The sequence below is a fragment of the Mycobacterium sp. NGS64 genome (assembly GCF_059812245.1).
The window spans coordinates 264269-277328 of the sequence record NZ_JCALCI010000001.1; the positions used below are offsets into that span (position 1 = coordinate 264269).

Below are 13060 nucleotides of genomic sequence, written 5' to 3' on the forward strand. Positions count from 1 at the left end.
GCAGCCTCTCACGCTTCTTGACGCTTGTCGGAGGGTGGGTGTTTACTCGCGAATGTATCGAACATACATTCGAACAGGAGGCAGTCATGACCGCGGCTTTGGCCTCCGATCACCGCGCTGAACAGCTGGAATCGCTGCGAAGGCGGATGGCTGCAATGTCCGGGCGAGTCCCCGACCCGCTGCCGGATTCGGAATCCGTGGTGGCGCTCCCGCGGTGGCTGGCGGAGTCGCTGCCGGTGCCGTTGCCGCGCGGGACGGTGGCGGTGTGCTCGGGGGCCCGGTCGCTTCTGCTGAGCATGGTGGCCTCGGTGACGGCGGCCGGGGGCAACGTCGCCATCGTCGGCCAGCCGGACATCGGGCTGCTGGCCGCGGCGGAGATGGGGGCGGACCTGAGCCGGCTCGCGGTGATACCGGATCCCGGAACCGATCCGGTCGAGGTGGCCGCGGTGCTCATCGACGGCATGGACCTGGTGGTGCTCGGCCTGGGCGGGCGGCAGGTGCCACACACCCGGGCGCGGGCGGTGGTGGCGCGGGCCCGCAACAAGGGGTGCACCCTGCTGGTCACCGACGGCGACTGGCAGGGGGCGCCGACGCGGCTCGCGGCCCGGGTCTGCGGCTATGAGATCACTTCGGCTTCTTCAGGGGCCCCCGCCCCGGGATTCGGCCGGATCAGCCGGGTGCGGCTGCAGGTCAGCGGCGTGTGCGCGGGCAGACGGGTGATCGGCCGGGCGCGGGCGGGGTGACTCCCGTGGCCTCCCGGGCTCTGGCGATCTGGTGCATGGACTGGCCGGCGGTCGCGGCGTCGGCTGCGGTGGACCTGCCCGCGACGGCCCCGGTCGCGGTCACGCTGGCCAACCGGGTGATCGCTTGCTCGTCGGGCGCCCGCGCGGCGGGAGTGCGGCGCGGGCTGCGGCGACGGGAGGCGGCGGCGCGGTGTCCGCAACTGCACGTCGCGCCGGCCGACGCCGACCGCGACGCCCGATTTTTCGAACCGGTGATCGCCGCGGTGGACGACCTGGTGCCCCGCGCCGAGGTGCTGCGGCCCGGGCTCCTGGTGCTGCCGGTGCGCGGGGCGGCCCGCTACTTCGGGTCCGAGGAGCAGGCGGCCGAGCGGCTGATCGACGCGGTCGCCGCGGCCGGCGCCGAGTGCCAGGTGGGCATCGCCGACCAGTTGTCCACCGCGGTCTTCGCCGCGCGGGCGGGCCGGATCGTCGAAGCGGGGGGCGACGCGAGGTTCCTGTCGGTGCTGTCGATCCGGCAGCTCGCCACCGAACCGAGCCTGTCCGGTCCGGGGCGAGAAGAGCTGACGGATCTGTTGTGGCGGATGGGAATTCGCATCATCGGGCAGTTCGCCGCGCTGTCCCGGACCGACGTGGCCTCCCGGTTCGGCGCCGACGGGGTGGCCGCGCACCGGTTCGCCCGCGGCGAACCCGAGCGTGGGCCGTCCGGGCGCGAGCCGCCGCCGGAGCTCGAGGCGGTGCTGGATTGCGACCCGCCGATCGACCGGGTCGACGCCGCGGCCTTCGCCGGCCGCTTCCTGGCCGGCGCGCTGCATCAGGCGCTGATGGCCGCGGGTGTGGGCTGCACCCGGCTGGCCATCCACGCCGTCACCGCCAACAGCGAAGAGCTGCAACGGGTATGGCGGTGCGCCGAGCCGTTAACCGAGGACGCCACCGCCGACCGGGTGCGCTGGCAGCTGGACGGATGGTTGAGCAGCCGATCCGACCGCACCCCGCGCCCGACCGCGCCGGTGACGCTGTTGCGGCTGCGGGCGGTGGAGGTGGTGTCCGCCGAGGCGCTGCAGTTGCCGCTGTGGGGTGGGCTCGGCGAGGAGGACAGGCTGCGGGCCCGTCGGGCGCTGGTGCGGGTGCAGGGCCTGCTCGGCCCGGAGGCGGTGCGGGTGCCGGTGCTGTCCGGCGGGCGGGGGCCCGCCGAACGCATCACGCTGACCCCGCTGGGCGATGAGCCGGTACCGCACGCCGACCCGGGTCCGCCGTGGCCCGGTCAACTGCCCGAGCCGTCGCCGGCCGTGCTGCTGGACGACCCGGTGGATCTGCTTGACGCCCAAGGCAATCCGGTACGCGTCACCGCCCGGGGGATGTTCTCGGCCGACCCCGCCCATCTGACCGTGCGCGGCCGGGACCAGGGGCTGCGCTGGTGGGCCGGGCCGTGGCCGGTCGACGAGCGGTGGTGGGATCCAGACGCGAAGGGCCGCGCCGCCCGCGCCCAGGTCTTACTGGAGGACGAGCGGGCGTTTCTGCTGTGCTACCGCCAGCGGCGCTGGTATCTCGAGGGGGCCTACGAGTAGTGCTGTGACTCAACGTGTTCAAGTCTTCGGTACCGTGGTGGTCGAAGCTATTCGGGTGTTCAGTGAAGGAGTAAGGATGGCGGCTGAAATCGGCCGGCAGGTCGACGACGTCCTCGCGCGAAGCACGGGCGCCGTCCTCGAAGCCGCGCATGCGACGGTGCTCCACCTGAGCCGGATGATCGGCGCCGTGTCGGAGGCCGCGTCGAGGGCCGTATCAAAAGTCGGCAGCGAGGCCGACGACTTGGTCTGGTCCTACCGGCATGTCGCCGGCAACCGCCGCCCGGCCCGCCGCGACGACGATGTGCCCGCGGACTTGCCGGACTCGGGCCGTCCCGACAACCTGATCGACATCCGCTCGGTCAGATCCGCCGCGCGAACGGCCCGACCCGCTCGATGAACCGCTCGAAGAACACCGAAGCGTCCACGCCAACACCGATCAGCGCGTTGGCTTTTCGATCCCCTGACCAATCGGGGGTCGTCACGCCCCGGGTCGGCGCGTCCGCCAGCTCGATGTCCACCGTCGCCGCCCGGGTCGTTATCAGCTGCGGGTCCAGCGCCGCCGCGGCGGCCAGCGGGTCGTGCATATAGGCGACGTAGCCGTGCCCGCGGACCTCGTGGGATTCGAAGTAGAACCGCATCGCGTCTTCGATCACCGGAACTAGTGGCGACGGCCCCGCGGCGGCCGCGAGCTCGGCCAGGATCTCCGGTGTCATCGCGACGCGCCGGGTGAGGTCCAGGCCGCAGACGATCGGAAGTCGTTGCTGCCCAGCCCAGCCGGCGAAGACCTCGCCGGCCGCCTCGGGATCCACCCGGATGTTCCACTCGGCCATCGGGTTTATGTCGCCGCCGAACGAGCCGCCCATGATCACCAGCCGTCGCAGCAGCGCCGGCAGCGCGGGTTCGGCGCGCAGCGCGAGCGCCAGGTTGGTCAGCGGGCCGGTGACCAGCCCGACCAGCTCCCCGGGATGGGCGCGCGCCGCGGCCACCCAGGCCGCGGTGGCGTCGTGGTCGGTGAGCCGCCGGTCGGTGCGGGGGAGTTCGGCATAGCCTAAACCGTTGGGGCCGTGGAACTTCGAGTGATGCGGCCAGTGGCCGCACAGCGGGTCGTCGGCGCCCTTGGACACGGGTATCGCCGGGGCCCGGCACAATTCGAGCAAGCGCAGGTTGTTTTCGCAGACCTGCTCGACGTGGATGTTGCCGCCGGTCGAGGCGATGCCCACCACGTCGGCGTCGGCGCTGGCCAGCAGGTAGATCAACGCCATCGCGTCGTCGATGCCGGTGTCGACGTCGACGAAAACGCGGTTCACCGCCGTGAGTTTACGGCCAGGCGGACGCGAACGTGATCACCAGGACGTCGCGCTGCGCCGGCCCGGAGCCGTCGATCGGCCGGATCGGCGACACCGCGTGCAGGGTGCGGCGGTCGTCGCCCAGCATCAGCGTCCCCGGCTCGGCCAGCGTCGTCGCCAGCAGCTGCCGACCGTCCAGGTCGCACACCGTGCTCTCGCCGCCGAAGGCGTTGCGCCGCCCGATCAGCAGCGAGCTGACCAGGGTGACGCCGTCGCGGTGCAGGCCCTCGGGCGTCGGACTGCCCCTGCTGTCCCCGTCGTCCGCGCAGCATCGGATGCGAAACGGGTGCACCTTGACGTTCCAGTCGGCCACGTCGTCCAGGGCGGCGGCGACCCGGGCCAGCAGTCCGATCACCTTGTGCAGCAGGGGATCCGCGGCGAACGCGTCGGTCAGCGGCTCGAACTCGCGGTCCCTGCCGACGTAGAGGGGGTTGGAGTCCTGCGGTTGGACGAACGCGAGCTTGGGCATCGGCCGCAGCACGCCGTCACGAAACGAGTACTGGCCGTAGCGGCGCAGCCGCCGCACCCCCAGCTCCGCCGCGTAGGGGTCGGGCGCCAGCTGCCGCCAATGCCGGGCGAACCGCGTCCACTCTTCGCGGCCGACCTCGAGGCTGCGCGTCACGTCGAACGCGGGCAGCACGGCGACGCCGGTCGTGGCGACCAGTCGGCCCGCGGCGGCCACCGGGTCGGCGTTCGTCCGCTTTTCGCAAAGGATCATCGCGCCGGAATACCGCAAACCGGCCGGGCTAAAACCCCGCGTTCACCAGTGCACTCCGGGCACCAGTCGCACCAGCCGCTTGACGGGTCGCGGCGCGCGGATCCCGGCGGTGACGGCGCGCACCGGGCGCTTCGGCCGGCGGCTCGGCGTGGGGGCTTCGGTGGGCAGCCCGCGGGCCGCGGCGGAATCCGGGTAGCCGAGGTAGAGCTGGTGCAGGATGCGCCGCGATGTTCTGGGCGCGAAGTAGTTGCCGGCCTCGGCCAGCGTGCCCAGCGGAGTGTCGATGCGGGCCGGCTTGTCGACGAGGCCGCGCACCACCATCACCGCCGCGCGCTCGGGGCTGATCGCGGGTACCGGGTTGAGCCGGTGCGACGGCGCGATCATGGGCGTGCGGACCAGCGGCATGTGGATGTTGGTGAACGTGATGTGGTCGGACAGCGTCTCCGACCCGACGACGTCGGCGAACGCGTCGAGCGCCGCCTTGGTCGGAAGGTAGGAACTGTATTTGGGGTTGCGCGCCTGCACGCCCGCGCTGGACACGTTCACCACGTGACCGAAGCGGCGCTCACGCCAGTGCGGCAGCAGCGCCAGCACCATGCGCACCGCGCCGAAGTAGTTGACCGCCATCACCCGCTCGTAGTCGTGCAGCCGGTCGGTGGAATTGAACACGGAGCGCCGGATCGACCGGCCGGCGTTGTTGACCAGGTAGTCGACGTGGTCGAAGCGGCCCAGGATGTCCTTGATGGTGTGCTCGACCGACGCGGAATCGGTGACGTCGCAGGCGAACGCGTGCGCCTGGCCGCCGCCCGCGCGGATCTCGGCGACCAGTTCGTCGAGCGCGTCGGCGTTGCGGGCCAGCGCGAACACCGTCGCACCCTTCTCCGCGACGGCGATCGCCGACGCCCGCCCGATCCCGCTGGACGCGCCGGTGATGATGACGTGCCGGCCCTGCAAGGGGCCCCTCGGGTCGTCGCGCCGCGCCCGGTCGGGGTCGAGGTGCTCGGCCCAGTATCGCCACAGCGCGGGCGCGTAGCTGGCGAACTCCGGGACTTCGATCCCGGTGCCCCGCAACGCTTTTCGGGTCTCGTCGCTGACGAACGTGGGCTTGGAGTCGACGACGTCGAAGATCTCGGCGGGGATTCCGAGCTGGGTGGCCGCCATGTTGCGCAGCACCCGGGCGCGTCCGCGCACCTTGAGCACCGGCGCGGCCACCGAGCCGGGCAGCGACCCGCGCATCGGCGGCAGGCCGGCCTCCTTGGCGACACCGCGGTAAATGCCGCGCAACCCAACGGTTTTCGGCGCGGTCAGGTGGAACGTCCGGCCGTCGCACCCCTCGGCGTGCATGAGCGCCACCAGGGCGTTGACCACGTAGTCGACCGGGACGATGTTGGCGCGCCCCGTGTCGGGCAGCACGATCGGGGTGAACCTGGGAAGTGTCGCCAGCTTGGCCAGGACGCCGAAGAAGTGGTACGGCCCGTCGACCTTGTCCATCTCGCCGGTGACCGAATCGCCCACCACGACCGCCGGGCGGTAGACGCGGTAGCGCAGCCCTTGTGTCGACCGCACCAGCGACTCGGCCTCGAACGTCGCCCGCTGATAGGGAGTCGGCAGCTGCTGGCCGACGTCGAAGTCGTCCTCGGTGTACTCGCCGCGAAAGTCGCCCGCCACGGCGATCGACGACACGTGGTGCAGCGTGGCGTCCAGCCGCGTCGCCAGCTCGATGACCGCGCGGGTGCCCTCGGCGTCGACCGCCGCGCAGTGCACGACGTGGTCGATGCGGCCCAGCTCGGCCAGCGTCTCGTCGGTCAGGCCCAGCTCCGGCAGCTCGCCGACCAGCGGCTTGACCCGTTCGCCCCACTCGACGGCCAGGCGCTCGAACCGCCCCAGCGACCGGCGGCGGGCCAGCACCCACACCTGGGCATCGGGCTCGGTGGCTAGCAGACGAGAGACGACGCGGCGCCCGATAAACCCGGTACCGCCGGTAACGACATACCGCATTCGGTCATGGTAGCGGTCAGCCGCCGAAGTTGCGGATGCCGTCCCAATCCTCGAGCGTCCAGCCGGTGGCCGGGTTGCCGCTGATCACCACGCGGCCGGTATTGGGCAGCGGGTGGCTGGTGCGCAGGCTGTCCTTGGCGTTCTTCACGTTCATCAGCACCCAGTACTCGATGGAGTAGAGGTGCGCGAACACCACCGGCTTGCTGTGACCGCTGTCGTAGATCTTCTGCACCGCCGCGGTGAACCGGTCGTTGAACTCCTTGCCGGAGATCGAGCCGGGAATGCTGTTCTGGGTGTCGCCGGCCAGCCAGTCCGCCGGGGCCAACAGGTACGTCGTCGGGTCCATCGAGATCGGCTTGCCCTCGAACCAGCCGGCGTTGATCTCCTGGATGCCCGGCAGCACCTCCACCTGCTTGCCGAGTTCGGCCGCCAACGGCGCCGCGGTCTGCTGGGCCCTCGTCATGGTGGAGGCGTAGACGGCGTCGTAGTGCTCGCGGCCGAGCTGATGCGCGACCTGCTCGGCCTGTGACTTGCCCTCCGGGCTCAGGCCGGGACCCGGCACGCTGGTGTCGATGATCCCGCCGGCGTTGGCCTCCGACTGCGCATGCCGGATGAACGTGATCGTGATGCTGCGCACCTGTGGTGATCCGCCGCAGGCGCCGACGATCATCACCGCGGCGAGCGCGGCCACGAATTTCCAGGACATGCTCCCCTTGCGCATGTCGATAGCCTGCCCTGCCGACGGTGCCGGGGGGAAGGGTTTGCGATGGTTAGGTGCAGAAAATCCTCGAAAGGAGCCCCCTATGGCGATTGACCCGAGTGCGGTCGGCGCGATGAGCGACCCCATGCTGTTCGAATGGACGGACCGGGAGACGCTGCTTTACGCGCTCGGCGTCGGTTGCGGCACCGACGACCTTTCGTTCACCACCGAGAACAGCCATGACATCACCCAGCAGGTGCTGCCCACCTACGCGGTGATCTGCTGCCCGGCCTTCGGGGCGGCGGGCAAGATCGGAACGTTCAACTGGGCCATGCTCTTACACGGATCGCAGGGCGTCCGGTTGCACGCGCCGCTGCCGCCCGCGGGGAAGCTGTCGGTGGTCTCCGAGGTCACCGACATTCAGGACAAGGGCGAGGGCAAGAACGCGGTCGTGATGTTGCGCGCCCGCGGCACCGACCCGGATTCGGGGACGCTGATCGCCGAAACGACGACCACCTTCGTCGTGCGCGGCGCGGGCGGTTTCGGGGGAGTGCCCGGCCAGCGGCCGGTCGCGCCGGAGATCCCCGACCGCGAGCCCGACGCGCGCCTCCCGCTGCCCACCCGCGAGGATCAGGCGCTGATCTACCGGCTCTCCGGTGACCGCAACCCGCTGCACAGCGACCCGTGGTTCGCCCGCGAGCTGGCCGGGTTCCCGAAGCCGATCCTGCACGGGCTGTGCAGCTACGGGGTGGCGGGCCGCGCGCTGGTCGCCGAGCTGGGCAAGGGGGTGGCCGCCAACGTCACCTCGATCGACGCGCGGTTCAGCTCGCCGGTGTTTCCCGGCGAGACGCTGACCACGCTGATCTGGCGGACGGAGCCGGGCAAGGCCGTGTTCCGCACCGAGGCGTCCGGCGCCGAAGGCAACCCCGCGCGCGTGGTGCTCGACGACGGCGCCGTGGAGTACGCGGGCTAGGTCCCGTTGCTGCCGGCGGTGCCGAACAGCGAGCCGCGCTTGCCGCCCGCCCCGCCGGTTCCCGGGGTTCCGGGAGCCGTGGGGCCGGTGCCAGCGGCCCCGCCGTTTCCGCCGGCGCCGCCGTTGCCGACGGTCTGGGCGTTGCCGCCGAAGCCGCCGGCCCCGCCGGTGCCGCCGTCGCGTGTCGCGCCGGTGGCGGTGCCGGTGTTGTTCCCGCCGGACCCGCCGACGCCGCCGGCCCCGCCGTTGCCGTAGAGGGCGCCGCCGGTGCCGCCGTTCCCGCCACCGCCGCCGTCACCGCCGTTGGTCCCGGTCGTGCCGCTGGTCGGGCCGTTGGTGTTCCCGCCGTTCCCGCCGGCGCCGCCGTTCCCGCCGGCGCCGAAGAGCCCGGCATTGCCGCCGCTCCCGCCGTTCCCGCCGAAGTAGCCGCTGCCGACACTGTGGGCGGTTTGGCTGCCGCCCAGCCCGCCGGAACCACCGTCGCCGCCATTGCCGGACAGCAACCCGCCGGTTCCGCCGCTGCCGCCGTTACCGCCCATGCCTCCCCGGCCGTTGCCCCCGGCTTCGTTCCCGGCGGCGCCGCCCTGGCCGCCGTGACCGCCGGCGCCGACCAGTCCGGCGTTGCCGCCGGCACCACCAAGGCCGCCGTCGCCACCGGCCCCGTTGTCCACGTTGTCGCCCCCGGCGCCGCCGGCCCCGCCCGTTCCGCCGTTGCCGGAGAGGTACCCGGCTCGGCCACCATTGCCGCCGGCGCCGCCCGTGCCGGCCGGGGAGCCGGCGTTGGAACCGTTGACCCCGCCGGCCCCGCCGTGCCCGCCGGCGCCGCCGTCGCCGACCAGCCAGCCGGCGGCTCCGCCGGCCCCGCCGTGGCCCCCATCGCCGGGGGCGCCGGTCAGAATGCTGTTCGGCGGGCCGTCGCCGCCGGTGCCGCCGGCGCCGCCGTTGCCCCACAGCCCGGCGGCACCCCCGGCCCCGCCGCCGCCGCCGTTGCCGCCGGTGCCCTGCTGGACGTTGACGTTGCCGCCGTTGCCGCCGCCGCCGCCGTTGCCGTAGAGCCACCCGCCGCGACCGCCGTTGCCGCCGGCCCCGCCGCCCCCGTTATCGGCGGGTTGTCCGCCGTTCCCACCCGCGGCGCCGGTGCCGAACAACCCCGCGTTGCCGCCACCGCCGCCGTTGCCCGCGGCACCGGCCGCGCCCGCGGCGCCGCCGTTCCCGCGGAGACTCCCGGCGATTCCGCCGTTGCCGCCGTCCCCGCCGGCTCCGGCGGTGCCCCACAGCAGCCCGGCGCTCTGGCCCGCGCCGCCGGCGCCGCCGGCGCCGCCGTTACCGCTGCTCGTGGGTCCGGGGCTGAAGCCGCCCCAGGCGGTCCCGCCGCTACCGCCGGCGCCACCGTGGCCGCCGGCGCCGCCGCTGCCTCCCAACAGGCCGGCGGTCCCGCCCGCCCCGCCGGCTCCGCCGCTGCCCGCGCTGCCGCTCACCGCGTTGGGGGCGGGCGTGGCGCTCGTCCCGGCCTGCCCGCCGTTGCCGCCGAGCCCGCCGCTCCCGCCGGTCCCGCCGTCGCCCCACAACAGCCCGGCGCGGCCGCCCGTCCCGCCGCTGCCGGCGCTGCCGCCCTGGCCACCGGTGGCACCGGATCCGGTTGCGGCACCGCCGGTTCCGCCGTCGGCGCCGGATCCGCCGGCGCCCCCGTTGCCCCCGAACAGCCCGGCCGCACCGCCCGCTCCGCCGCTGCCGCCGTTGCCGCCCGCGCCGCCGAGCACACCGCCGGACGTGCCGGTCGCGCCGGCCGCACCGTTACCGCCGGCACCGCCGCTGCCGACCAGCCAGCCGCCGCGACCGCCGGCCCCGCCGTTGCCGCCGGCCACCCCGGCGGTGGTGCTGCTGCCGCCGTTGCCGCCGAGACCGCCGTTGCCGATCAGCCCGGCGGAGCCGCCGTTGCCGCCGCCCAGGCCGGACCCGGCGGCTTGCGTGTAGCCATTGCCGCCGTTGCCATACAGGAACCCACCCGGCTGGCCGTTCGGGCTCGCCGCGGTCCCGTCGGCGCCGTTGCCGATCAGCGGGCGTCCCAGCAGCGTCTGGGTGGGCGCGTTGATGGCGCCGAGCACGTCCTGTTCGAGGGTTTGCAGGGGCGAGGCGTTGGCGGCCTCGGCGGCGGCGTAGGACAGGCCGGCGCCTTTCAACAGCTGCACGAATTGGTCGTGGAACGCGGTCGCCCGCGCGCTGAATGATTGATATGCCTGGCCGTATTCGCCGAACAGCGCGGAGATGGCCGCCGACACCTCGTCGGCGGCCGCGGCCTGCACCTGCGCTATCGGCGCGGCGGCGGCGGCGTTGGCCGAACCGATCGCCGACCTGATCCCGGCCAAGTCCGTTGCGGCCGACGCCACCACGTCCGGGGTCGCGAATACAAATGACATAACTGACCTCCCGAGTCGGCGGGAAGCCTAGCGGGTTCGCGTACCTCACGCTCGGAGATACGCCGAGGCTCAGACGATTCGCAGGAATGACCGGCGGTCAGCAGACCGGAGGTGATGGTTATGCGTGGGCGCTTTTTAACCGCTCCGCCAGCCGGTCGGTGAACTCGGCGGCCTGCGCGGGGGCGTCCAGCGCGTAGAGCGCGGCGGTGGCTCGGTCACCGTCCTCGTTGTGCCGCACCAGGATCGGGACACCGTCCGCGCGGACGGCGTCGAACGCGTCCTCGTCGGTGATGTCGTCGCCGAGATACATCGGCACCAGGGGGCCGGCCTCGCTCAGGTGCTCGAGCACCCAGCGGAGGGTCTTTCCCTTGTCCCAGTCCATGTCCGGGCGCAGCTCGATGACCTCGCGGCCGGTGGTCACCCGAAGCGCGTCGCGCCGGCCCGCCGTCCGCACCGCCGCGGCGACCGCACCGACGCGATCACGGGCGGCGTTGCGGTAGTGCACGGCGACGCCAAAACGCTTGTGCTCCACCACGACACCGGGAATGGACCCGAGCTTGTCGCGGAGCTCGGCGGCCGCCTGTTCGAGCACCGGCACGGCCGCCGCCGCGTCCTCGTTCTGGTGGTGCGTCCCGTCGGGCGCGGTCAGCTCGAAGCCGTGGCTGCCGGCATACCAGATGCCCGGCACGCCCAGGCGCTGCGTCACGTCGGCGAGGTCGCGTCCGGACAGGACCGCCACTGGGCAGTGCGCGGCCAGCTTCCCCAGCGCCTCGACCGCGCCGGCGACCGGCCTCGCGGCGTCCGGGTCGTTGACGATTTCCGATAGCGTGCCGTCGAAGTCGTAGAACACGGCCGGCCCGCGGGCGGCCAGGGCGTCGAGCGCCTCCAGCGCGTCCGGCAGCTCCGACATCCGGCGGTCCCCGGTGCGCACCGCGATCTGGTCGAGGTCGTCGACGACCGCGTCGGCGTCACCCGCCGGGACGACACCGATGACCAACGCGAACCCGTGCTCGCGCGCGGCCCGGACCACCGCCGGGTCGTTGGTGACGACGACGCTCCGGCCCGGCCGCACGCCCTCGCCCACGAGATCGTCGCTCGACGAGAAGCCGCCGGTGTCGACGCCGGCATCCCGCAATTGCCCGACCAGTGCCTCGGTGGACCCCAATCCGGCGTCGAACAGCACCGCGTCGTGACGGCGAGGGTCGATGGTGACCGGCTCCAAGGTGGGCACCGATCCACCCTCTCACGGTGACCAAGGCCACCGGGCCCGGGTCAGCGCAGCGACGACGGGTGCGCGCGCTGCGACCGGTTCGGAAACGCCCGGGCCCTGCTCCTGCGCCGACGGTCCTTGCTGAACAGCAACACCGAGTCCTGGCTCAGCGCCACCAGCCGCGCCACGCCCAATTCAATGCCGGCCGCCAGCTGCTTGACGTCGGCCGCGGCGTCGTATTCGCCGGTGATGCCGAACACCACCTCGTCGCCGTAGCTGAGCACGCCCACCCCGGTGCTCAGCCGCACGGCGGTCGGGGGAATCGGCAGGAAGCGCTCCAACGTCCGGCCCATCAGCCGCAGCTGGTGGCGGGGACCCGGCGCGTTGGTCGCCAGCGTCACGATCGCGCGTTGCGGCAGCCGCGCCAGCAGTTGTATCACGTTGCTGCGCAACATCGTCGGCAACATGTTGAGCGCCGACTCGACGAGGCCGGGCTCGTCGGTGTGCTTGGCCTTCGGGGCTTTCCAAAGGTCGTGCACGGCCCGCAACAGCTGGACCGGGTCCTCGTGCTCGACGGGCAGATACGGCAGCATGGCCGATCGCATCGGCATCGGCACCAGGGTGCGCAGCGAGTCGGCCCGCGGTTGTTCGCCGCGGCCCAGTAGGACCGTACGGAAACCCTCGGTGATAGCCGCGAGCGCAACGTCGTTGACGGTCACCCCGAATTTGCGGCACACGCGGTCGACGTCGGCGCGCGGCACCCGCACCGTGGCGTACTTACGCATGGTCGTGACCGCGCCGACTGCAGGCCGCGCCGCCGGCCACACCGCCCCGACGAGGGAGTCCGCCAGCCCCGCAGCCCGCCCGAGCGCGTCGATCCAGCCGCGCTTGTCGCCCTGTGTCGGCGAAACCCCTTTGGGGCCGGCGTGATTGGCGAACGTGTCCCGGTCGGCGTCGTCGCAGAGTCGGGTGAGCAGGTGGGCGGCCGAGTGGCCGTCGGCCAGCCAGTGATGGACCTTCATCAGAATCGCCCACCGGTTGCCGCGCAGCCCCTCGATGACCCAGCACTCCCACAGCGGACGGTCCAGGTCGAGGGGGCGCTCCAGGGCATGGGCGATGGCCCGCGACAATTCGGCGTCATCGCCCGGTCGCCGAACCGCCACCCGGCGCACGTGATGGGCGAAATCGAGTCCCGGGCAGTCGAGCCACTCGAAGTCCTGGGTTCGCAGCACCTGCGTGCACCGCGGAATCGACGGAAGTCGTTGCGCCAGCAGCTCTTTCAGTAGTTCGTCATCGGGGGCGGGCCCGTCGACGATGGCGACCGCCCCGATCGCCAGGCTGGCATGCTGCTCGGGGAACGCCGTGTCCAGTGTCTTCACCTGCGCCATGC

The 13060-nt window shown here is 72.8% G+C and carries 11 protein-coding genes; 4 read left to right on the plus strand and 7 right to left on the minus strand.

The genetic code is table 11. The annotated features are described in order from the left end of the window. The first annotated feature begins 86 nt into the window (after nucleotides 1–86). The 3 genes from imuA' to AC5Y4S_RS01360 all read left to right on the plus strand — a co-directional run bounded on the left by imuA' (nucleotide 87) and on the right by AC5Y4S_RS01360 (nucleotide 2705). Nucleotides 87–743 carry a DnaE2-dependent mutagenesis accessory factor ImuA' gene (gene imuA', locus AC5Y4S_RS01350; RefSeq protein ID WP_500029298.1) on the plus strand — a complete coding sequence of 219 codons (657 nt, stop codon included), beginning with the start codon at nucleotides 87–89 and terminating at the stop codon, nucleotides 741–743. Between the two features lie 35 nt (nucleotides 744–778). Next, entirely contained in the window at nucleotides 779–2308 is a 1530-nt protein-coding gene (locus tag AC5Y4S_RS01355) for a DNA polymerase Y family protein (RefSeq protein WP_500032036.1), read from the plus strand. A 76-nt stretch (nucleotides 2309–2384) separates the two neighbouring features. Next, nucleotides 2385–2705 (plus strand): hypothetical protein, encoded by a 321-nt coding sequence (locus AC5Y4S_RS01360; protein ID WP_500029299.1) that lies wholly within the window; start codon nucleotides 2385–2387, stop codon nucleotides 2703–2705. On the opposite strand, the gene AC5Y4S_RS01365 is transcribed toward AC5Y4S_RS01360, so the two are convergent. The 4 genes from AC5Y4S_RS01365 to AC5Y4S_RS01380 are packed head-to-tail and all read right to left on the minus strand — an operon-like array spanning nucleotide 2668 to nucleotide 7091. Then, the gene (locus AC5Y4S_RS01365) at nucleotides 2668–3615 is read right to left on the minus strand and encodes a nucleoside hydrolase (RefSeq protein WP_500029300.1); all 948 of its coding nucleotides are present in this window, start codon (nucleotides 3613–3615) and stop codon (nucleotides 2668–2670) included. The two genes, AC5Y4S_RS01360 and AC5Y4S_RS01365, sit on opposite strands and share 38 nt — an antisense overlap. Nucleotides 3616–3625: 10 nt before the next feature. Beyond that, a complete protein-coding gene (locus AC5Y4S_RS01370) occupies nucleotides 3626–4372 on the minus strand; it encodes a 2OG-Fe dioxygenase family protein (protein WP_500029301.1) in 747 nt (248 codons plus the stop codon). Between the two features lie 42 nt (nucleotides 4373–4414). Continuing rightward, the gene (locus AC5Y4S_RS01375; RefSeq protein ID WP_500029302.1) at nucleotides 4415–6370 is read right to left on the minus strand and encodes an SDR family oxidoreductase; all 1956 of its coding nucleotides are present in this window, start codon (nucleotides 6368–6370) and stop codon (nucleotides 4415–4417) included. 16 nt (nucleotides 6371–6386) lie between these two features. After that, entirely contained in the window at nucleotides 6387–7091 is a 705-nt protein-coding gene (locus AC5Y4S_RS01380; RefSeq protein ID WP_500029303.1) for a histidine phosphatase family protein, read from the minus strand. An 82-nt stretch (nucleotides 7092–7173) separates the two neighbouring features. Between AC5Y4S_RS01380 and AC5Y4S_RS01385 the strand changes: the two genes are divergently transcribed. Then, a complete protein-coding gene (locus AC5Y4S_RS01385; RefSeq protein ID WP_085184883.1) occupies nucleotides 7174–8043 on the plus strand; it encodes a MaoC family dehydratase in 870 nt (289 codons plus the stop codon). On the opposite strand, the gene AC5Y4S_RS01390 is transcribed toward AC5Y4S_RS01385, so the two are convergent. The 3 genes from AC5Y4S_RS01390 to AC5Y4S_RS01400 all read right to left on the minus strand — a co-directional run bounded on the left by AC5Y4S_RS01390 (nucleotide 8040) and on the right by AC5Y4S_RS01400 (nucleotide 13058). Next, entirely contained in the window at nucleotides 8040–10460 is a 2421-nt protein-coding gene (locus tag AC5Y4S_RS01390) for a PE family protein (protein ID WP_500029304.1), read from the minus strand. The two genes, AC5Y4S_RS01385 and AC5Y4S_RS01390, sit on opposite strands and share 4 nt — an antisense overlap. Before the next feature lie 118 nt (nucleotides 10461–10578). Continuing rightward, nucleotides 10579–11691, minus strand: coding sequence for a trehalose-phosphatase (gene otsB, locus AC5Y4S_RS01395; protein ID WP_500029305.1), 1113 nt, complete (start codon nucleotides 11689–11691; stop codon nucleotides 10579–10581). 41 nt (nucleotides 11692–11732) lie between these two features. Beyond that, nucleotides 11733–13058 (minus strand): wax ester/triacylglycerol synthase domain-containing protein, encoded by a 1326-nt coding sequence (locus AC5Y4S_RS01400; protein WP_500029306.1) that lies wholly within the window; start codon nucleotides 13056–13058, stop codon nucleotides 11733–11735. Nucleotides 13059–13060: the final 2 nt, after the last annotated feature.